This window comes from Ferdinandcohnia sp. Marseille-Q9671 (genome assembly GCF_976954385.1).
This window is the reverse complement of the sequence record NZ_CDRJTA010000004.1, coordinates 385309-408383: the sequence shown is the minus strand read 5'-3', so window position 1 is coordinate 408383 and position 23075 is coordinate 385309. Positions and strand designations below refer to the sequence as shown.

Annotated in this window: 19 protein-coding genes and 1 other annotated feature; of the genes, 3 read left to right on the top strand and 16 right to left on the bottom strand. The window is 36.3% G+C overall.

The features are described 5' to 3' along the window. Positions 1–337: 337 nt before the first annotated feature. Positions 338–913, bottom strand: a complete 576-nt coding sequence (locus ACWNMY_RS17230; protein WP_449539483.1) for a GNAT family N-acetyltransferase — start codon at positions 911–913, stop codon at positions 338–340. A gap of 316 nt (positions 914–1229) precedes the next feature. Here ACWNMY_RS17230 and ACWNMY_RS17225 point away from each other — a divergent pair, with 316 nt between their 5' ends. Both ACWNMY_RS17225 and ACWNMY_RS17220 read left to right on the top strand, forming a co-directional pair. Further along, a complete protein-coding gene (locus ACWNMY_RS17225; RefSeq protein WP_449539482.1) occupies positions 1230–1415 on the top strand; it encodes a hypothetical protein in 186 nt (61 codons plus the stop codon). Positions 1416–1503: 88 nt separating this feature from the next. Further along, positions 1504–3062, top strand: a protein-coding gene (locus ACWNMY_RS17220; RefSeq protein ID WP_449537189.1) for an IS3 family transposase whose coding sequence is annotated in 2 segments (ribosomal slippage) — positions 1504–2146 and positions 2146–3062 — 1560 coding nt in all. Because the reading frame shifts where the segments join, the coding sequence is not laid out codon by codon here. 107 nt (positions 3063–3169) lie between these two features. Here the strand turns inward: ACWNMY_RS17220 and ACWNMY_RS17215 are convergent. From ACWNMY_RS17215 to ACWNMY_RS17190, 6 genes are all read right to left on the bottom strand, one after another. Continuing rightward, a complete protein-coding gene (locus ACWNMY_RS17215; protein ID WP_449539481.1) occupies positions 3170–4369 on the bottom strand; it encodes a putative glycoside hydrolase in 1200 nt (399 codons plus the stop codon). A 208-nt stretch (positions 4370–4577) separates the two neighbouring features. Then, positions 4578–5516, bottom strand: coding sequence for an ABC transporter ATP-binding protein (locus ACWNMY_RS17210; protein WP_449539480.1), 939 nt, complete (start codon positions 5514–5516; stop codon positions 4578–4580). Between the two features lie 8 nt (positions 5517–5524). After that, positions 5525–6574 (bottom strand): ABC transporter ATP-binding protein, encoded by a 1050-nt coding sequence (locus ACWNMY_RS17205; protein ID WP_449539479.1) that lies wholly within the window; start codon positions 6572–6574, stop codon positions 5525–5527. A gap of 12 nt (positions 6575–6586) precedes the next feature. Further along, a complete protein-coding gene (locus tag ACWNMY_RS17200; protein ID WP_449539478.1) occupies positions 6587–7504 on the bottom strand; it encodes an ABC transporter permease in 918 nt (305 codons plus the stop codon). Positions 7505–7507: 3 nt separating this feature from the next. Next, a complete protein-coding gene (locus tag ACWNMY_RS17195; protein ID WP_449539477.1) occupies positions 7508–8443 on the bottom strand; it encodes an ABC transporter permease in 936 nt (311 codons plus the stop codon). Positions 8444–8557: 114 nt separating this feature from the next. Then, positions 8558–10198: a peptide ABC transporter substrate-binding protein gene (locus tag ACWNMY_RS17190; protein WP_449540479.1), complete on the bottom strand. Its 1641-nt coding sequence runs from the start codon at positions 10196–10198 to the stop codon at positions 8558–8560. A 173-nt stretch (positions 10199–10371) separates the two neighbouring features. Then, positions 10372–10624: a binding site (T-box leader), on the top strand. Positions 10625–10866: 242 nt separating this feature from the next. Between ACWNMY_RS17190 and trpS the strand changes: the two genes are divergently transcribed. After that, entirely contained in the window at positions 10867–11856 is a 990-nt protein-coding gene (trpS, locus tag ACWNMY_RS17185; RefSeq protein ID WP_449539476.1) for a tryptophan--tRNA ligase, read from the top strand. A gap of 109 nt (positions 11857–11965) precedes the next feature. On the opposite strand, the gene ACWNMY_RS17180 is transcribed toward trpS, so the two are convergent. The 9 genes from ACWNMY_RS17180 to opp4A form a co-directional block, all read right to left on the bottom strand. Beyond that, entirely contained in the window at positions 11966–12715 is a 750-nt protein-coding gene (locus tag ACWNMY_RS17180) for a DUF3603 family protein (protein WP_449539475.1), read from the bottom strand. Between the two features lie 147 nt (positions 12716–12862). Continuing rightward, a complete protein-coding gene (gene opp4C, locus ACWNMY_RS17175) occupies positions 12863–13771 on the bottom strand; it encodes an oligopeptide ABC transporter permease (protein ID WP_449539474.1) in 909 nt (302 codons plus the stop codon). Positions 13772–13786: 15 nt separating this feature from the next. Further along, positions 13787–14737, bottom strand: coding sequence for an ABC transporter permease (locus ACWNMY_RS17170; RefSeq protein ID WP_449539473.1), 951 nt, complete (start codon positions 14735–14737; stop codon positions 13787–13789). Between the two features lie 143 nt (positions 14738–14880). Further along, positions 14881–16557, bottom strand: coding sequence for a peptide-binding protein (locus ACWNMY_RS17165; RefSeq protein ID WP_449539472.1), 1677 nt, complete (start codon positions 16555–16557; stop codon positions 14881–14883). A 114-nt stretch (positions 16558–16671) separates the two neighbouring features. Beyond that, positions 16672–17694 carry an ABC transporter ATP-binding protein gene (locus tag ACWNMY_RS17160; protein ID WP_449539471.1) on the bottom strand — a complete coding sequence of 341 codons (1023 nt, stop codon included), beginning with the start codon at positions 17692–17694 and terminating at the stop codon, positions 16672–16674. Next, entirely contained in the window at positions 17691–18674 is a 984-nt protein-coding gene (locus ACWNMY_RS17155; RefSeq protein ID WP_449539470.1) for an ABC transporter ATP-binding protein, read from the bottom strand. The genes ACWNMY_RS17160 and ACWNMY_RS17155 overlap by 4 nt, the downstream gene beginning before the upstream one ends. Positions 18675–19250: 576 nt before the next feature. After that, positions 19251–20159, bottom strand: coding sequence for an oligopeptide ABC transporter permease (gene opp4C, locus ACWNMY_RS17150; RefSeq protein ID WP_449539469.1), 909 nt, complete (start codon positions 20157–20159; stop codon positions 19251–19253). Positions 20160–20171: 12 nt separating this feature from the next. Continuing rightward, positions 20172–21137: an oligopeptide ABC transporter permease gene (gene opp4B / locus ACWNMY_RS17145; protein ID WP_449539468.1), complete on the bottom strand. Its 966-nt coding sequence runs from the start codon at positions 21135–21137 to the stop codon at positions 20172–20174. Between the two features lie 191 nt (positions 21138–21328). Further along, positions 21329–23044, bottom strand: a complete 1716-nt coding sequence (gene opp4A / locus ACWNMY_RS17140; RefSeq protein ID WP_449539467.1) for an oligopeptide ABC transporter substrate-binding protein — start codon at positions 23042–23044, stop codon at positions 21329–21331. Positions 23045–23075 lie beyond the last annotated feature (31 nt).

The window sequence follows — 23075 nt, the reverse complement described above, 5'->3', positions numbered from 1 at the left end:
GATTTACCTGCCCGATTGTTTCGAAGTTACCTTACCAATATCGAGGCATCCACCATGGCTTTAACTTTATTTAGCCGGGCCAAAACCCTAAGCAATTGTGTACGTTTCATACAACCACCCACCACTTTTTAATTATGGGGGACATCTACCGAAATAAAGTTAAATTAAAATAAATTTAATTAAGTAATTTCTTTAATTATTATACCTCAAATTAATTGAGAATGATACACAATTTTGAAGAAAACTTTGAGAATGAGCAACACCTTGATATATCTAACTTACCTATAAAAAAAGCAATAGGCTTATGTGGATCGCACAATGCCTATTGCTCTACCTTTTATACATTTTTTAATATATCAGGATTATCATTCTTTTCGTTAAATGATAATACCTGATCTACTCCCTGGTAAGATGAACCATAAATTTCAATATCTTTGTATGTGTGAATTTCATCGTATGTTTTTTTCATTGCTTCATAAATAAGCTCTTCTGATTCATTAGTTGGGGACCAATATAAGATTTCCATCTGATTCAATTCATTTGTTGCTAAGGACTTACGTTCGTAGCCAATTGATGTTGCGTGTTCAAAGCCTTCCCTTTTGTAGAAACGGAGCCTCTTTTCTGTATCTGTATCATTATAATTAACTGGCTCTACTTCAAGGATAATTGGTTTTCCTTTCTGCTTCAGTTTTTCAATAAGCTTATGACCTAATCTTAGGCCACGAGCTTCCTTTGAAACAAACAGATAGTCAATAAAAATAAAATGTTCTAACTCAGCATACATAAGCACATGGTTCGGCCCTTCATCTTTATGATAAATATCTCCCTTTTCCTTCAAAAGTGTTTCCATATGTTCTTTCGATTTCATTTCTTCAATAGGAAAATATTGATTTAATTTTTCATACCAATTCATACGTTTTCTCCTTTTATCCTTTTTTGAGAATCATTTATAGTGTACTCAACTTTTCGCATTTGTTTCAAAAATAGATTTTCCCTCTTTTATAAAATGGAAACTTCGAATAGAATAGAAGTAAGTGTTGTAAGCACTTTATTTAGAGAAGATTGGCTAGCCTATGGCGAATGCCTCAATTTTTTTAAGAGAAGTTTTGTAGAGCATATGACCGAAGACGAAAGATTGCCACATCCTGTGGTAACGTCTTCATAACACACATCGTTTATAAAAATTGGGCACAAGTACGCCAAGGCGCATTTGATTAGGGGGGATAGACATGGCAAGCTACATACTTGATTTAGGTCTAATTACTGTACTAGTCATAGGTATTACTGCGTTAATGGGTGTAATGGCAAATGGTCTTGGGGAAAGAGTTTTTGGCGGTAAAACAGGTTCCAGCATTGTAAATCAAGATTTACGAGTGAAAACTGGTTGGAATAATGTTGGTGGAAAAAAGAAATAAAATGGAAAGGCTGTCTAATTATGATATGCTCCCCCTTAGGTAGACAGATTAAAAAATATAATCTGTTTTACCTTAGGGGGAGTTTTTTATGTCCAATAAAATCTATTCTAGTCAGTTTAAGTATGAAGTAGTAACAGCTTATAAGAACGAAGATTATACAGTTAAAGAACTCACCGAGAGATATCAAATACCTAAAGTTACTTTATATAAATGGGTAGAGATATTTGATAAAGATGGGGAAAAAGGATTTGAATACTCTAGCACCTGGAAGTCCTATTCTAAAGAGGTGAAATTAGCCGCTGTTCTAGATTACACATCGGGGGAATATTCACAATATGAGATTGTTCGAAAGTATGAAATTTCAAGTAGAAGTGTCCTTCAGAGGTGGATTTCCAAGTATAATAGTCATAGAGAATTAAAGGATACGTCGAAGGGAAGGACGAGCTCTATGACTAAAGGGAGACAAACTACTTGGGTTGAACGAATTGAAATAGTAATGGATTGTATAGGGAACGGGAAGGATTTTAAGAAAACAGCTGAGGCTTATGAAGTATCCTATCAACAGGTATATCAATGGGTTAGGAAGTATGAAAATGGTGGAGATGAAGCGCTTAAGGATAATCGTGGTAGAAAAAAAGAAGAAACTGAGTTAACTCCAGAGGATAAGATCAAGTTACAGATGAGAAAGTTAGAAAGAGAAAATGAACGTTTGCGTGCGGAGAATTTGTTCTTAAAAAAGTTAGAGGAGATCGAAAGGAGGCGAAAATAAGCCAAATCCGATTTGAGGACAAGTACATCGCTATTAAGGAACTTCATGAGAAAGAAAATCTAAGCATCTTGTTACTTTGTGATATCGCTGGTATTACACGGGCAGCTTACTATAAGTGGCTAAAGCGTACTCCTTCTGAACGGGAACTACAGAATGAAGAAATTATTAAAGAGATGAAAGACCTTCATGAAGAGGTAGAAGGCATCTATGGATATCGGAGAATGACGATGACCATTAATAGAAAACTTGGGCAAAACTTCAACCACAAACGTTTTTATAGACTAATGAAAGTCGCTGGTATACAGTCTGTCATCCGGCAAAAGAAGAAACGTTATAAGCACTCTATCCCTCAACATGTTGCAGAAAATGTATTAAACCGCGAGTTCACGGCTGAAAAACCAAATGAAAAATGGGTAACTGATGTCACGGAATTTAAATATGGAACATCAAAGAAGGCCTATTTAAGCGCTATTCGTGATCTATATGATGGATCGATTGTGAGTTATGTATTAGGACATTCAAATAACAATAAACTTGTTTTTAAGACCCTCGATCAAGCTACACAATTGTTGGATGGAGACCATCCACTTATTCATAGCGATCGTGGTTTCCAATACACTTCTAACGGATTCAAAAGCAGAATAGACAAGGCAGAGATGACACAAAGCATGTCCAGAGTTGGAAGATGCATTGATAATGGACCTATGGAATCATTTTGGGGAACGCTTAAATGCGAGAAGTATTATTTGCGTAAGTATGGGACTTTTGAAGAATTATCTAAAGCGATAGACGAGTATATATTTTTCTATAATCATAATAGATATCAAAAACGACTAAACGGCCTCAGCCCTATGGAATATAGAGCTAAAGCCGCTTAGGTCATTTTTTATTATTTCCACTGTCTACTTGACAGGGGGCAGTTCATTAGAGACAGCCTTTTACTATTACCAATTATCGCGTACAGTTTCTCAATAGGAGCCAACGACTACGGCGTGTAGTCTACACCTTGTGTATACCGGTTACCTGCATTCCATAATAGAAATTCATTAATCCCTTGATCCTTTAACCCCTTAATTTGAGCTTCTATTTCCTCTTTTCCATAAATTGTATAATTCCCTTTCCCAAGCCATGTCGCTGTGAAATCTTGAAGCCATGGTCTTGAAATTGGCCTTTTTTCAAGTTGATTAAGCTTATGATTCTCTACTTTTGCGTATTCAGAGACAAGCTTATATGGCTCTATATCCGGTTTAGGGATACCAAAATAAGATGTCCAGTGACTTGGATAAATCATTGACGAGATGACATCCACATGCTCAGAGATCTTTGAGAAGTTCTGACCTATTCCCGGTGCTTCGGGTAATGTAGCTGTATATCCAAAAATATCAACTGAAACCTTAACATTATAAGGTTCTAATTTTTCTTTTGCATACTTCACGAAGTCAGTTACTGCAGCTACTCGTTTTTGTACATTGTCCATGTTTATTTTTTCATAATCTCCGTAGCTATAGATTAAGGAACTATCCCTCTTTTCAAATCCTTCAGGAAAACGGACATAATCAAATTGTATCTCTTGGAAACCTAGCTTAGCAGCTTCGATGGCAATTCCTACATTGTAGTCCCAAACCTCCTTCATAAATGGATTAACAAACGCTTCCCCTCGACCATTCGCCCAAATCTTATCTCCATCCTTAAATGACAGGTCGGGTCGATTCTTAGCTAATACCGAGTCTTTGAATACAACTACCCTAGCGATAGGATATATCTGCTTTTCCTCAAGTTTCTCTATTAATGATTTTGGATCATTGATATAATCCTTACCAATTCCTTGATATTCCGTTCCTTCTGTAGGCGTATATGTTAAATATCCAAAATCATCCTTAATATCAATAACCATTGCATTAAGATCACTTCCCTCGATTAGCTGCATTAACTGTGTAAGACGATCACCGCCGGCAGAATGAGCGGAAACATATATCCCTCTAATCGCGTCAGGATACGCAAATGTAAATCCGGAATCAAATTCAAAACGTGAAAGAGATGCAGGAATTTCCTTTTCTGGCATATAGAATTTACTAAATGAATGGGATTCAACCTCGTATTTCTTATTTTCTGCGGACTCTGCTTGACCGGTGAATAATACTTCAATAGTTAATACGATTATTAGAAAAGAAACGAATTTCTTCATTTTTGCTCCTCCTTTCTTTCCCTGCTTTTTCTGATTATCATTCAGATCATTTTCCAGGAAATAATACATATTTCGACATAGACATCAGATTTCCCTTTATTAAACTAATTGTATGAGCTAGCTTGCCTTTATATTTATAGTCTTCTTATTAATGCTTGTGATATTAATGGTAAATCTCTGCATAAAAAAATGGCCCTTATTAGGCCATTTATTTTTGCAGAGATTTATATTCCTGATATTCCTTCTCAGAGCATGCTACAAAATGTCCTGGAGTTATTTCTCGAAGTGTAACTGCTTCACTTTGAGAATATCCATGGTCACTAGGATCATATAGGATTCTTTCGCGAGTTCTTTCATAATCTGGGTCAGGGAGCGGTATAGCAGATAATAATGATTTTGTATAAGGATGAATTGGATTTTTATACAGTTCTTGAGCATCTGCCAGTTCAACTATTTTCCCGAAATACATAACTCCAATCCGGTCACTTATGTATTTAACCATTGATAAATCATGTGCTATGAATAAGTACGTTAGTCCTTTTTCATGTTGTAGTTTTTTCATTAAATTCACTACCTGCGCTTGTATTGAAACATCAAGGGCAGAAATTGGTTCATCGGCAATAATAAAATCTGGCTTTACTGCAAGGGCACGTGCGATCCCTATCCTTTGCCGTTGACCTCCACTAAATTCATGTGGATACCGATTTGCATGTTCACGATTTAAACCTACAGTTTCTAAAAGATTATATACTTGTTCCATGCGGTCAGACTTATTTTTAGCGAGCCCGTGTATATCAATTCCTTCAGCAATTATATCGGCAACTGTCATTCTAGGATTCAGTGATGCATAAGGGTCTTGAAATATCATTTGCATTTTTCTATTGAATTTTTTTAGTTCCTGTCTTGACTTGTTCCCGTGCACATTTTCTCCATTAAACAGGACCTCTCCACCGGTTGCATTATACAAGCGGATGATTGACCTTCCCGTTGTTGATTTGCCACAGCCTGATTCACCGACTAAACCAAGTGTTTCTCCTTTGTAGATATCAAAAGTAATTCCGTCTACTGCTTTTACCATGTTTGGTTTTCCAACATTAAAATATTGCTTTAAATTTTTTATTTCGACTAATTTTTGTTTTTCAGTCATTCCATTCATCATCCTTTCTCGGAGCTTTCGGATGTGAAGTTTTTCATTCTTCTTTTTACGGCTTCTGGAGGCTCTACTTTTGGTGCATCAGGATGTAAAAGCCAAGTTGCTGCATAATGAGTATCTGAAACCTTAAACATCGGAGGTTCCATTTCATGATCAATTTTCATGGCATAACGATTTCTAGGAGCAAATGCATCCCCTTTTGGAGGATTGGTTAAGTCCGGAGGGGAACCAGGTATGGCAATCAACTCTGATTTATCGTCATTGTCTAAACTTGGCATTGATGATAGAAGTCCCCACGTATATGGATGTTTAGGATTATAAAAAATTTCATCAACTGTTCCTGTTTCAACAATTTTCCCAGCGTACATGACGGCCACTCTGTCCGCCACATTAGCTACCACTCCTAGATCATGTGTAATAAATATAATCGATGTTTCTAGCTTCTTTTGGAGATCTTTCATTAATTCTAAAATCTGAGCTTGAATGGTTACGTCTAAAGCAGTAGTGGGTTCATCAGCGATCAATAATTTTGGACTTGAAGCTAATGCAATTGCAATCATTGCACGTTGTCGCATTCCTCCACTAAATTCATGTGGATATTGATTAACTCTCTGCTCTGGTTTTGGAATACCAACTAATCGCAAAAGTTCAATTGCTCGATCCTTAGCATTTCCCTTTGACATATTCTGATGTTTTGTTAATACCTCCATAATTTGAAGGCCAACCTTCATCGTTGGATTAAGAGAAGTCATTGGGTCTTGAAAGATCATTCCAATATCTTTCCCTCTAATTTTCTCCATATCTTTATTGCTTTTAGGAACCAAGTCCTCTCCATCAAAAAGAATTTGTCCTTTATTTATTTTTCCAGGTGGCATGGGAATAAGCTTCATTATAGTCTGGGAGGTTACGGATTTTCCAGACCCTGATTCTCCTACAATTGCTAGCGTCTCACCCTTATATAAATCAAAATTAACGCCACGAACTGCTTTGACTTCCCCTGCGTATGTTTGAAAAGACACTTCAAGGTCCTTCACTTCTAATAATTTTTTCATAAGCTCACTCCCTTACTTGCGCAGCCTTGGATCTAATGCATCACGCATTCCATCACCAATTACGTTAAAAGCAAAGATTGTGACACAGATTAAGGTAGCTGGAAAAAACAACCTCCACGGATAATATTCAAAGGCTGGTAACCCCTCAGAAGCCATAGTTCCCCAACTTGCAAGTGGAACCTGTACCCCTAAACCGAGATAACTTAGAAAGGATTCTGTAAAAATCGCATTTGGGATTGTTAATGTCATGGTAACTAAAATTGGACCCATTGAATTTGGTATCAAATGCTTAAACATAATTCTGGAAAGGTCCGCTCCTAAGGTTTGAGCTGCAAGTACATATTCCTGATGCTTTAACTGCAGGACCTGCCCTCTGACAATACGGGCCATATTAATCCAACCTGTTATAGTCATAGCAAGAATCATCGTTCCCAATCCTTGTTCCAGAATAACCATTAATAAAATAACCAACAGCAAATACGGAACTCCGTATAAAATGTCTGCAAATCTCATCATTAATTCATCAACTCTACCACCCATATAACCTGATATTCCGCCCCATAGTACACCAATTACCAAATCAATGACAGCTGCTGCAAGTCCAATAAATAAAGAGATTCGCGCTCCTTCCCATGTACGGGTGAATACATCTCTTCCTAGTTCATCTGTTCCAAACCAATGTACGCTTGAAGGTGCTTCATTAGCATGGGCAAGATCTGTTGTCCGATAATCAAAAGGAGTCATCATTGGACCAAATATCGCCATAAATAACAAAAGGAATAAAACAACAACACCTGCTAATGCAAGTTTATTGTTCTTAAATCTTGTTGTAACGTCCTTCCAGAACGACAAACTTGGCTTTGAAATTTTTTCTGCTTCTTTTTCGTTTATCGTTGCAGGAGTAAACATTTCCTTTGGAATATTCTGCATACATTACTCTCCTTTCTTCGCGCCAGACAGCTTGATGCGAGGATCAATAAAGCCATATAAAATATCAACAAGGAGAACAGAAACCAATAGTAAAATACTATAAAAAACTGTAACACCCATGATTACTGTATAATCACGATTCGTAATACTTGTCACAAATTCGTCCCCTAATCCAGGTATCCCAAAGATTTTCTCAATAACAAAACTTCCTGTTAAAATACCGGCTGTTAATGGCCCCATATATGAAACAACAGGCAGCATTGCATTACGAATTGTATGCTTAATAGTTATTGTACGCTGTGCCAGTCCCTTTGCACGTGCTGTTTTTATGTAATCATTACTTAATACCTCAAGCATACTAGAACGTGTTAAGCGAGCAATGAAGGCCATTGGTGAAGAAGCCAAGGCAATCGCTGGTAAAATGGTATGCATAAATGATTCCCATCTCGCTACCGGAAACAAGTCCAGCTTTATAGCAAATATATATTGTAAAACCGTCGCCAAAATAAAGCTTGGAACTGAAATACCAAATACAGCAATAATCATCGCAGAATAATCCTGCCATTTATTATGGTAAAGCGCGGCAATCACACCTAGCAAAACACCAAAAGCTATTGAGAGTAAAATTGCCTCAATTCCTAAAAATAGCGAGATTGGAAATCCCCTATTAATAATTTCATTTACTGTCATAGCCTTATATTTAAAGGACGGACCAAAATCCCATCTTGCGACATCAGAAAGATAGTCAAAATACTGTTTATATAATGGCTGATCTAATCCATAATGAGCATTTAAAGCAGCTTCAATTTCTGGAGGGACATCCTTTTCCTTGGTAAATGGACCACCTGGGGCTGCTTGCATTAAGAAAAATGTCGCAGTAACAATCAAGATAAGCGAAACTACCATATAAACCAATCTCTTAATTATATAAGTTGCCACTAAGACACCTCCCGTCAACTATCATTGACCTTCAAAAAGCAAGGTATATAGGTCAAACTATATACCTTACTCTGAATTTGCCGATTCTTTTGTTTCTATTGTATTCAATTACCTTTATTCAAAATGTGCCCACTTAAACTGAACGTCTCCAAGTGGTGAAATGACAACGTCTTTTAAATTGTCTTTTTGAACCCAGTTATTTGTGTAGAAATAGATTGGTGCTATTGGCATAGCATCAATGACTACTTGTTCTGCTTCTTTTAAAATTTCAAGTCTCTTTTCTTTATCTGTCTCTACAGCAGCTTGAGACAAGAGGTTATTAAACGTCTCGCTTGTCCAACCAGTATCATTATTTCCTGCTGGTTCCGTAAAGATTTCAAGAAAGTTCACAGGGTCATTAAAGTCAGCTAACCATCCAGTACGACCAATTTGGAAATTTCCTTGGTCAATATTATCAAGATACACGTTCCATTCAGCATTATTTAAGGTTACTTCGATGCCTAGAGTCTTTCTCCACATATCTTGAATTGCTTGTGCAACCTTTTGATGTCCTTCAGATGTGTTGTAGGAGAGTGCAATTTCAGGTAACTCAGAAACGTCAGATAATCCTAATTCCTCTAAACCCTTTTGTAAGAACTCTTTTGCAGACTCCGCATCATTGTCCTTAAAGTAGCCTTTCTCGTTTTCCTTTACGATTGTTGGAGGAACTAGGGCCATTGCAGGTACTTGTCCACCTTGGGTAACATTATCTACTATGGCTTGACGATTAATTGCGTAAGCAAATGCTTTTCGTAAATTTTCATTTTGGAACGGTTCTTTGTTTGTATTAAACTTATACCAGTAGGTTCCTGCAATGACACTCTCTTTAAGCGTTCCATCTTTTTGCAGAGTTGGGATTACGTCTGTTGGTAAGGAAGATGTTGGAGCACCCGCCCAATCTAACTCCCCTTTTTTGAAACTCTGGTATTCTGTATTTGGATCGTTAATCATATCCATTGTGATTTTTTCTAGTTTTACTGTATCTGCATCCCAATAGTCCTTGTTCTTTTCAAGAGTGATGCTAGCAGATTTATCTGTAATGACGAATGGCCCATTTGAAACAAATGATTCATCCACACGGTCTGCCCATTTTGGATTGTCTTTTGCAATTTTACTATTTACCGGAAAATACGTATAAAAAGCAGTTAATTCTAAGAAATAAGCAGTTGGATTAATAAGCCTTACTTCCAAGGTTTTATCATCAATTGCCTTCACACCAACGTTTTCCATTTTCTCAATCGTTATATCGGGCGTGTTATACGCTTCTTTTGCCCCTTCGATATAATTAAATAATTGAGATGCATAGTCAGATTGATTTCCAGGTACTAACACCCATTTCCATGCATATTCAAAATCGTGTGCAGTAACCGGATCTCCATTTGACCATTTTGCATCACGAATGGTAAACGTATAGGTTTTCCCGTCTTCTGAAACATCAATTTTTTCTGCCATCGCTTCTTCAGGTTCCCCATTCTTACTGATACGAGTTAATCCTTCAAAAGCGTGCTGTATAACCACTCCAGATGTAGAATCACTAGCTAGTCCTGGGTGTAGTGTAGGAGGTTCGGAACTAATGTTTATTCTTAGTTCCTGTGATTTTGATTCACCCTCGCCTCCACCACCTTCGTCGTCTGCATTATCGAATGTTCCACAGCCTGAAAGTAAGAGCGCACTAACTAAAAATATGCTTAGTAGCCAAGAAATTTTTTTCAACAGATTACCTCCTCAATATGTAATTTATAAATCTAATTCTTGAATATATACGCTACTTATGTTGTTTCAAAAGGAGCTATCTTATGCGCTAGGTTTCTATTGAAATTTGGTTTATTTTGGCTCCAATACTTGCATTCTTATCCGAAAAGATTATAATATGTAGATAAGAATATATGTAACTTGCTATGATAAAGAGTAGTACATATGAGAGCCATTTTAAGAGGGGTTTTACTCTATCAGAGAGTCTGTGGTTGGTGTGAACAGATATTGGTACATATGGAATGGACTTTGGAGCATCTTCGCCGAACAATTTGAGAGTAGGCAAAGCCGTAATCCTTACGTTACAAGGAACGAGAGATTTTACTATTCGATAATGATGAAATAAGTAAAATAACTAGGGTGGCAACGCGGTAACCATTCGTCCCTAACATTTATTGTTAGAGGCGAATGGTTTTTTTAATTTTATTCAGCAAAAAGTTATCCTCATCTATCAATGGTAATACAGTTTTTAAAAAATCATTAACATTGAATTTGGGTATTCTTATATTGGATAAAGTTAATGCCTCCGGCGGTTTCCTCAGATTTTCAAAGGAAATTTATCGAGCAAACACGATAAAATCTACGCACAAATACGCCAAGGCGTATTTGCTGAATTTAAAGGAGATATTAGAATGCAAACTATTTTTTCAGGTATTCAACCAAGTGGAACTGTAACATTAGGGAATTATATTGGGGCAATGAAACAATTTGTTGAACTCCAAAACAACTATAACTGTTATTTTTGTATTGTTGACCAGCATTCAATTACAGTGCCACAAGACCCTCAAGAGTTACGAAAAAATATTAAAGGCCTAGCAGCGCTTTATCTTGCTGTAGGACTGGATCCAGATAAGGTTACTCTATTTATTCAGTCAGAAGTACCTGCACACGCTCAAGCTGGATGGATGTTACAATGTGTATCTTATATTGGAGAATTAGAAAGAATGACTCAATTTAAAGATAAATCACAGGGGAAAGAGGCTGTTGTTGCTGGATTATTAACATATCCACCATTAATGGCAGGCGATATTCTTCTATATAATACGGATTTAGTTCCGGTTGGAGAAGACCAAAAGCAACATATTGAATTAACACGTGATCTTGCTGAGAGGTTTAATAAGAAATATCGTGAAATCTTCACCATTCCAGATGCTCGAATTCCTAAAGAAGGTGCAAGAATCATGTCGTTAGCAGAACCAACTAAGAAGATGAGTAAATCAGATCCAAACAAGAAGGCATTTATTGCATTACTTGATGATCCAAAGCAGATTGAAAAGAAAATTAAAAGTGCTGTTACTGATTCTGAAGGAATTGTTGTTTATGATAAAGAGAATAAACCTGGTATCTCAAATTTACTTACAATCTATTCTACATTTAGTAAGTTATCAATAAAGGAGATTGAAGCTAAATACCAAGGAAAAGGGTACGGTGAATTCAAAGCGGATTTAGCTGAGGTAGTATTAAATGAAATAAGACCTATTCAAGATAGATATTATGAAATTATCGAATCACCAGAACTAGATGAAATTCTAGATGCAGGTGCTGAAAAGGCAAATCAAGTAGCAAGTAAAATGATCAAGAAGATGGAAAGTGCCATGGGTCTTGGTAGAAAAAGAAAATAACAACAAAAAAAGGATTTGTTCGATAAACAAATCCTTTTTTCATTCGCTTTACACCTGGTGTAATCAGAGTTAGTTATAAGAGAGCAAGTACACCATCCATATAGCAAGATTACACTTTTGACTCATGTTCAATTTCCCAAAGCTTTTCAAAAAATGGTTGCCCTTTTATTAGGTTTTCACAAAGCAAAACATGTTTGCTTGTCCATCCATTTCTAGTTTCTTCATAGAGGTTTTGCCACACTTCTTCAAAATCCATTTCTTGTATCTCTTGGTATCTTGAAGGATTCCACTCGGTATACCAATATCTTATCTCTGCCGCATTTCTAGTTGAAGCTAACTGATCTAACGCCATAAATAATAGCTGCTTTAATTGTCTTTCTTTTCGAGTTAGCCCTGCCATTTCAATCGGCGAAGGAGATAAAATATGATATTCCTTTTCATTTTTGCTATCCTTATAATCAAATGTATAAGGAATCGCTTCATGTCCACTCACCATTTCATAAACGAGTTGTTCTTGTCTAGGTATTAATCTACTTTTCCGAATCGGGATGTTATAGCCTATTGTGTCTACAGCAAGAATACCTTGACCATCGGTGACAACAAAACAATAATCTAGCTGAATCCGTTCATGATTTTTTCTAACATACGCTTTTTGGTGAACATCCATTAACAATTGTTGAGGAAGTTCCATTAAATCATTCTCGATGTAGTTAAACAATGGAGACTCAATTTTTAGTAAAGGTACCTGGTCTAACAGTTCAACACTATCTTCCTTGCGCCATTCATGGAAGTGACAAACGTTGTAACCATTTTCTTCACCTTCAAACCAATTTACCCAAATATCATGAAGAAACAACATTTTTTACCCCTCACTTCAAAGCTGTTTGTCAACAGTATAGGCAGAAGAAATGAGTTTTATTCCATAATATTCATGTATTGTAAGAAAATACTTGAATACACGATACACCAACCCAAAAAGAAAAAGCCAAGATGGCATCTTGGCTTTTTACTCATTTACTTTTGGATCAAGTGCGTCACGTAATCCATCACCTACAAAGTTAAAGGAAAGTACGGTAATTAAAATCATTAAACCTGGTGCTAATGGTACCCACCACTGATTAAGCATGATTGTGATACTTTGTGCACCATTCAGCATATTTCCCCAGCTTGGTGTAGGTGGCATAATACCTAATCCAAGGTAGCTAAGAGCAGACTCTGCTAAGATAACTCCACCAATGGAAAGTGTTGCTGCAACGATAATTGGCCCCATTGCATTAGGAAGGATTTCCCTAAAGATAATGGTAAAGCTTCTTGTCCCAATTGTTTTAGAGGCTAATACGAATTCTCTGCCTCGTAATGATAAGAACTCACCTCGAACCAATCTAGCAGTACCCATCCATCCAGTAAGTGCAAAAATAAGAATTAGCTTATCAACACCTGGATTAAAAATAGTTACAAGTGTAATTAATAAGAAAATTTGTGGAATCGATAACATGATATCAACAAATCTCATAATTAATGCATCAATAAAACCACCATAGTATCCTGCTATTGCCCCAAGTGCAGTTCCGATTGTAATGGCTCCTGCAACTGAAGCAAAACCAACAAGTAAAGAAATTCTAGCCCCAAACAATAATCGAGTTAAGATATCACGTCCAAACGTATCTGTTCCTAATAAATGTTCCTTGCTTGGATCTGCTAATCTTTTTATTAAGTCTTGGTCCTCGTAATTGTAAGGAGTTAATAATGGAGCAAATATAGCTGCAGAAATAATAATAAAAAGCAATACCGAGCCAATCACTGCAAGCTTATTCTTAAAAAACTTACGAACCATTATTTTTGTCAATGTATCTGGCTTTGAGCTTAAACCTTGAAGTTCTATTTCGTTTCCTGGTGCTAAATTCGGTTGTGCCATCTTTCTTCCCCCCTTCTAGTATTCAATTCTCGGATCAAAGACAGCATATAGAATATCGGCAATTAAGTTTCCTAGTACTACTAGTACAGAAGAAATTACAGTTATCGCCATTACAATTGGATAATCACGTTGGAAAGCAGAATCAATAAATAATTTACCAAGACCTGGCCAACCAAATACCGATTCAACAATTACGGAACCACCAATAAAGCTCGGAAGCATTAACCCGAATATTGTAATAACAGGAATTAACCCATTACGTAAACCATGCTTCACGATAACTTTTCTTTCTCTAAAACCTTTCGCTCTAGCAGTTCTCATATAGTCTTGGTTTACAACTTCAATCATACTTGAACGAGTATAACGTGTTAAACTCGCCATATCAGCTGTAGCCAAAACGAATGCCGGCATAATTAAATGATGTATACGATCCCAAATACTAAATGGAGCATTTAATGTTTGAGTACCCGAAGCAGGGAACCAATGTAAATGAACAGAGAAAACCATGATCAAAACTAATCCAAACCAAAAGTTTGGGGTAGCCAGTCCTAAAAAGGAAGTTACTGTTACAGTATAGTCAACTTTTGAGTATGGTCGAACTGCAGATATAACACCAAAAGGAATTGCAATGACCATTGCTAATATTGTGGAAGCAACCATCAATAATAAAGTATTAGGAAGTCGATTCCAAATTAATTCAGATACATCTCTTCCCTTATTAATAACAGAATCTCCGAAGTCACCTTGAAGCATATTTCCTAACCACTTAAAATATTGTACATGTATCGGGTCATTAAACCCATACTTCTCCATAACTATCTCTCTATCTGCTGCACTAATATTAGGATCCATCATAAGTGCAGTTGGGTCACCAGGGGCCATATGCATAATTGCAAATGAGATGATGGTAATACCTAATAATAGGGGAATAGCCATTAACGTTCGACGGATGATATAAGATACCATAGCTATTTCTCCTTCACAATTTAATAAGTTTCCTCTATTTTCATCTAGATATAGGTACCTAGTAGTTTTCAGTATTCAAAAAGAAAGAAGGAAGGGAAAAATTTACCCTTCCCTCTGTAACTATCATGTTAGCTATCTATTTTTTAGTTAGATGGTTTTAACCACCATTTGTGAACATTGTAGAATGGTGATCTTGAGTGGAACTCATAACCACTTAACTCTTCCGGCATAGCACGGAATTCTGTTGGGTAATACAGGTAAGTATATGCTTGGTCTTCAACAAGAATATTGTAAAGCTCTTTGTGAATTTCTTTATACTTTTCAACATCAGTTGTTTGTCTTGCTTCTTCCATTAACTTATCAGCTTCTGGATTGCTGTACCAAGTCATGTTTAATCCTTCAGCAGCTTGTGAAGAGTGGAAGATATCATATTGATCAGGGAATGTTGATAGCGCCCAACCAAGAATCATAGCTTCATACTCCCAGTTTGGAGCAGAAATTTGCTCGATGAATGCAGACCACTCAACGATTTCAGGTTTTGCTTCAACACCAATTTGTTTAAATTGCTGTTGTAAAACTACAGCGATATCTTCACGAACTTTGTTACCTTGGTTAGTTTTAATAGAGAATGACATTTCTTTACCATCTTTATCTACGATACCATTACCATTAGTATCTTCCCAACCAGCTTCAGCAAGTAATTGCTTAGCTTTTTCTAAATCATACTCAAATTGTGGTACATCATCATTGTAAGTCCACATTAATGGGCTATCTGGAGCAGTTGCAGGTTGACCAGCACCATTCATGATGCTTGTAACGATTGCTTCTTTGTCAATTGCATGTGTGAACGCTTGACGAACTTTCTTGTCTTTAAAACGCTCATCCTGTTGGTTGAATCCAAGGAATGTATAAGATAAAGCTAAACCTTCTTCAACTTTCGTACCTTCAATAGCTTTTACAGTATCAATTTCAGTTCCTGGAACTGCATTGTACATGTCAATTTCACCAGCTTGTAAAGCAGCAACTAATGCATTTGCATCTGCCACATATCGAGTAGTGATAGAATCTAAGTGAGGACGTCCTTCAAAATAATCTTCGAATGCTTCAACTTTTACGTATTCTCCATCTTTCCACTCAACAAACTTGAATGGACCTGTACCGATTGGACTTTTTGTATTGAATTCATGCTCGTGTAATTCACCAGCAGGAACATCTTTTAGGATATGTTCAGGTAATACAGAGTAGCTTAAAGTAGTTGGATAGAAAGTTACGTCTACTTTGTTTAAAGTGAATTTAACAGTATAGTCGTCAATTTTTTCTACTTTTTCCATACTTTCAAAGTTTGACTTACGCTCTGAAACTACGTCTGGGTTTTTCATTAATCCATAAGAGAATACAACGTCATCAGCTGTCATTTCTTCTCCATCATGGAATTTAACACCTTTTTTAAGTTTTACAGTGTACTCTAAACCATCTTCTGAAGCAATGATTTCTTCAGCTAGGTCATTTGTTACTTCAAGATCTAGGTTTACTGTTACTAATCCATTGTAAATGAATCCTTCAATGTCACTTGAAGCTGTATCAGTAGAGAAATATGGGTTGAATAATGTTGGGCTACCAGCAGAACCTACTACTAAATCTCCACCATTAACTGGCTCATCGTTTGCTGGCTCTTCTTTTACAGGAGTTTCTTCTTTTGGTTTGTCTTCTTTCTCAGCATCTCCGTTAGCTTCTTCTTTACCACCGGAACAAGCTGCTAAGAAAAGAGACATTACAAGTGTTAGGACTAAAAATAGCCATAAGCTTTTTCTTAACTTCACGTTTGTTTCCCCCTATCGTTTTGTTTGAATTTTTAGTTTTTACTGCTTGTGTTCGATCCCTTATAGGTTGTATCTCCCCCCTTCAAAGAATCTATATATTCTGTGCCGTTACCTTTACTCATAAAGGTGACAAGCAACAAAATGCCCTGTTTTAACTTCTTTAAATTCTGGTACAAGCTGACGACAAATATCAGTCGCTGCTGGACATCTAGTGTGGAACACACATCCAGTCGGTGGATTAGAAGGACTTGGTAGCTCTCCTTTTAAAACAATTCGTTCCCTCTTAATAGAGCCTTTCGATTTAGGAACTGGAACAGCTGATAATAGAGCTTGTGTATATGGATGAAGTGGTTCAGCATATAAATCCTCTTTTTCTGCTAATTCCATCATCTTACCTAAATACATAACTCCCACTCTATCACTTATATGCCTTACAACACTTAAGTCATGCGAGATAAAAATATATGTTAGACCAAATTCTTCTTGAAGGTCTTCCATTAAGTTAATAACCTGGGCTTGAATCGACACATCTAGTGCTGAAACAGGTTCATCAGCAATAATCAATTCAGGATTTAAAGCTAATGCTCTAGCGATACCAATTCTTTGACGTTGTCCACCAGAAAACTCATGTGGATATCTATTGATAAATGAAGAATTCAATCCAACTGTTTCCATTAATTCCTTAACCTTTTCTTCACGTTCTTTTGCGTTATAAAGATTATGAGTGATCAATGGTTCTTTAATAATGGAACGTAACGTTTTTCTCGGATTTAGAGTTGCAAATGGATCTTGGAATACCATCTGAATATCTCTTCGTACAGTCTTCCTTAATTCACTTTCTGACATATGAGTAATATCTTTACCTTTGAAAATAATTTTCCCATCGGTAGGTTCATATAATCGTATGATAGTTCTTCCGGTAGTAGACTTCCCACAACCAGACTCACCAACTAGTCCAATAGTTTCACCTTTTTTGATTTTTAAGCTAACACCATCTACGGCTTTTACATTTCCTACATTTCTCTGTAGAAGTCCAGCCTTGATAGGAAAATACTTTTTTACATCTTGTAGTTCTAGAATAATATCATTGTTTTCTTTCGTAGCTTCGTTTTTATTTTCTACATTCGTTGAAATCATGCTTTTGCCCCCTCGTCGTCATATAGAAAACAGCGAACTGCTCGATCCTGACCCATTTGTTTTAGTTGTGGTTGTTCAGCAAAACAACGGTCAAATGCTTTCGAACAGCGTGGAGCAAATCTGCATCCTTTTGGCATATTTTCTGGAGATGGTACATTTCCTTCGATTGATTGAAGGCGTTCAATTTCTCCATCGATTGCAGGTATTGAATTCATTAATCCAACTGTGTATGGATGGAGCGGTTCATCGAATAAATCGTCTACTGGTGATTGTTCAACAACTTGCCCTCCGTACATAACTACTATTCTATCTGCAACTTCTGATACAACACCCAAATCATGAGTGATTAGTAGGATGGAAGTATCAAATTTATGGCTTAGGTCTTTCATTAAATCTAAGATTTGAGCCTGAATTGTAACATCTAGTGCAGTTGTAGGCTCATCCGCAATTAGAAGCTTCGGATTACAGCTCATCGCGATTGCAATCATGACCCTTTGACGCATGCCTCCAGAGAGACGGTGTGGATAATCATTGATTAATTCAGCTGCCCTTGAGAAACCAACTAATTCTAACATTTCAATTGCCTTCTTAGTTGCTTCTACCTTTGACATCTTTTGATGATACATAAGTACTTCTGTAATTTGTTCACCTACTGTTAATACTGGGTTTAGTGATGTCATTGGTTCTTGGAAAATCATAGAAATTTCATTTCCGCGAACTTTACACATTTCACTTTCAGACAACTCAACTAGGTTTCTACCATCAAGGATGATTTCACCCTCTACAATTTTCCCTGCCGGACTTGGTACAAGCTTCATAATTGATAGTGAAGTAATACTTTTACCAGATCCGGACTCACCTACTATTGCTAAGGTTTCACCTTTATTAATTGTTAAATCTACACCATCTACTGCTGGTATTACGGCCTTCTTTTTGAAGAAATGAGTTTTTAGATTTTTCACCTCTAGTAATGCAGCCATAAATCTATTCACCTTCCTTATCACAACTAAGCAACCGAATTCTTTCGTAATTCAAAATATCCTATTTTTTCAGAAATATCAACTTAAATTTCTAGCAATCTTTCATTTTATCTAAGTAAAGCTCTAAAGTCAAAAGCATTCAAATTATCTGACAATAGAATCAACTAAATTTTATTACAGAAAGATTACAAATTCAAGTTAATTTTTAAAATAGTATTAATTTGCTGAAATAGGCAAAATAATTATTCTCTTAATCTATTTAAAATTTTATAAAAACTATGTCGAAATTGCAAGACAATTTTTATTATTTTTATTATTGTTTATTAAATAAATTTGATATTAGTGGTTTTGGAACAGTTGTACCCATAAGTTTAGCTCTTGTAAAAACGATTGAAATTATTTTACCAATATAGTTCTTTATCGCAGTAAAACGTTACATTAGTAAAATACTTTTAAAGGAAATATTCCTTATAACAACACCTTTTCCTGTAAAGAATCACCAATCCTTGCTCTACTAACTTTACATTAAATTTTCCAGCAAAAAAAAAGATCCATCACACTTAGTGATAGATCTGATTAACGGTTGGATTTTGGATTTAGCGCATCCTTCAACCCTTCCCCTATAAAGTTAATAGATAGGATAGTCAACGTAATGGCAGTTGCAGGCGGTGCCCACATCCATATTTTATTACGTAATACATCTGAATCTCTTGCTTCTGCCAGCATATTTCCCCAACTTGGTGTATTAGCAGGTACCCCAATACCTAGGAAACTTAGGCCAGATTCAGCAACAATCATAACCGCTAATATTAATGTTGCTTGTACGATAATGGTAGATGATACATTTGGTAATAGATGCTTAATAATAATTTTTGAAGGCTTTGTCCCAATCGATTTCGCGGCAAGGATATACTCATTCTCTTTTTCTGCTAATACCCTACTACGAACGATACGGGCAACTCCACCCCAGCTAAGTAAACTCATTACCAGAATGAGAGTCCACGCTCCAGATAACTTACCAACAAAAATAGAGTTTAATACAATGACAAACACCATAAAAGGGAATACTAAAACAAAATCAGTAAAACGCATTAGCATTTGGTCTATTTTCCCACCATTATAGCCAGCAATAGAACCAACTATTGTCCCAATTAAGGTAATAAATATCATACAAGAAAAACCTATCATTAAGGATGTTCTCCCGCCGTAAAGCATTCTTGCAAAAACGTCACGACCATTTGTATCAGTACCTAGCCAGTTAGATGCTGAAGGCTCTTTACTCATGTTCATAAAATCAACACGAACAATATCCTGCTTATTAAAAATAGGTCCAAAAATCGTAACCAAAGTGATCAGAATTAGAAAAACTAAACTTATCATAGCTAGTTTGTTATTCATGAATTTTTTTCTAGCTATTGCCCAAGGAGAAAGACCTCTTTTTGCATTTTTGGGTGTATCTACATTTGTATTTGTAACTACTTCCATTTGATCTCCTCCTTAATCCAATCGTATACGCGGATCCACTATACCATAAAGTAAATCTGCAATAAGATTTCCGAAAAGTGTTAGAAATGAAAGTAACATTGTGATCGTCATCATAACAGCATAATCTCTCGTATTAACGGATTCTAAGAAAAGTTGTCCAATACCAGGATATGTGAAGATAGTTTCAGTAATAACCGCTCCACCTATTAAGGTTGCAATATCAAATCCTAAAAATGTTACTAACGGAATAATCGAATTTCGTAAAATGTGTTTATTATAAATAGTTGATTCCTTTGTACCCTTTGCTCTTGCTGTTCTTACAAAATCTTTTCGACTATTGTCAATAATATCATTTCGCAAGAATTGAGTATAAGATGCTGTACCCATTAAACCTAAAACTAGTGCCGGTAATAAAACATGGTGAATTTTGCTTGCGTAATATGCAAAAGTACCTTCATCAAGACCTACTTCCACTGATCCACTAAATGGAAACCAGCCAAGTTGAAACGAGAAGAAATAAATTCCTACAATCCCTGCAATAAACGAAGGAATTGCTAATCCCACATAATTATAGCCAGCAATCAAATTATCTCCAAGAGTATACGGTTTCCGTCCTGCATACATACCCATAAAAAATGCAAAAATGTACGTAAAAAACAGTGAAACAACCGCTAAAAATAATGTATTTGGAATTTTTTGGGCTATTAGCTCAGAAACATCCATTTTATGTGCTGTAGATTTTCCAAAATCTCCCTGAACAAAGTCAGTGACCCATCTCCAATATTGTACATAAATTGGGTCGTTATACCCCAATTTTTCACGCATTTCTTCAATGTATTGCGGATCTGTATTGGCTGGATCAATTTCTCCCCCAAACGGGTCTCCTGGCATCATTTTTGCTAGGGAAAATACCACAATGGAGGCAAGGAGTAACAATGGAATCATGCCTAGTATTCTTCGAAGTGAGTATTGTAGCATGTTATTTGCTCCTTATCCTAAAAAATCTCTTGCATCTACTTAGATTCAAAAAGTCACCGATCAGAAGCTTGAAACTCAGGAATCTCTCGGCTTGAGGACCAACGTATAAGTTAATACGTGATGGCCTCAAGAACCGAGTGACGCCGAGATTCGCCACTTATCATTTGGTGACTTTTTAAACCTTACTAAAATCAGTCAGTTACATACCACTTATGAACATCAGTTTGGAATCCAACCGCATTTACATGTACACCTTGAAGGCGTTTGTTAATTCCATAAAGGTCCATATTTTCCCATAATGGCAGAGCTGGTAACTCTTCGTTGAATAGTTTTTGCCACTCAACATATACTTGTCCACGGTATTCTTTATCAAACGCTTTTTCACTTAAGCCTTCATTAAGAAGTCTATCATTGTCTTCATTTACCCAACGACCATAGTTCCACTCAGCATCGTTAGCCCATAGACCAGATGGATCTGGGTCAGAACCTGTTCCCCATGAACCGAAGAATGCTTCTAGTTCTTTATCGTCGTTATCTTTCATTTCGTTATAAAGATTGAACTCAATTAAACTACCTGTAGCTAATTCAGTCTTCACGCCAATGTCATTCCAGCTTTGAATGATGGCTTGTGAGCGCCCTTCAAACGTTGCATTACCTGCATAGTGTCCAAATTTGATAGTGAATGGCTTACCTTCTGGATCTTCAACAAATCCATCACCATCTACATCTTTGTAACCAGCTTCTTCAAGTAATTCTTTTGCCTTATCTGTGCTAAATTCATATTGGTTAAGCTCTGCTTCGTCAGCTGCCATCCAGAATGCAGAAGGGATAACAGTGTTAAATACTTTACCTTTTCCAGATAAGAAACCATCAATCATTGCCGGACGGTTGATTGCATGTAATAAAGCTTGACGTAATTCTTTTGATTCAAACTTATCAAAATCTGCTACGTTCGTACGTGATTCTTGATCACGATGTCCAAAACGTAGACCGATATAAGAATATGAAGTACCAGTAGCTTCTTCAATACGAACATGATTCATTTTTTCTAACTCTTTAACAGATGCTGGAGCAATTGACATAATGTCAACTTCACTATTTTGGAAAGCACCGTTAGCTAAAGAAGGATCAATAACTTTAATTACTACTCCATCAAGAAGTGGCTTACCTTCCCAATATTCATCAAAACGTTCTAATTCAACATACTCACCTGCGACAACCTTTTTAACTTTAAATGGTCCAAGACCAACTGGATTTGTACGTACTTGTTCAGATTCTCCAAGTTCTGCTACAGGAACACCTTCGTAGTGTTTCTTTGGCATTGGATCTGACCAAAGGTTTTCTAAGTTATTGATTTTTACTTCTTCGAAAGTAATAGCAACTGTGTATTTATCAATTACGTTAACACCTTCGATTGTTTCTGCTTTGCCATCTTTTTTAGCTTTTGCACCTTTGATTCCTTCAACATAGTTGAAACGAGAACCATCATAATCTGGGTCTGCAATTGTTTCTAATGCAAACGCATAATCATCAGCTGTTAATTCTTCACCATTGTGCCATTTAACGCCTTCTTGAAACTTGAAAGTATACGTTAATTTGTCATCACTGATTTCCCATGATGCTAGGTTAGGTACATACTCTAAGTCGTCATTTACTTTGTAAATACTACCACCTGTAAAACCTAGGATTTGAGCATCAATAACACTTCTGTAATATGCAGATTCAAAAACTCCTTCAGGAGCTTGGTCTACTGCTAAAGTGATTGTTCCGCCTTCTTTTGGTTCAGATGTTTCTGAGCCAGTATTTTCATTTTCTTTTTCAGCTGTTTTTTCATTACCACCGCAAGCTGCTAGGAATAAAGACATTACTAACATAAGTGCGATCGTCCACAATGCTGACTTTTTCATATTGGTTTCCCCCCAAATTAATAATGTATGT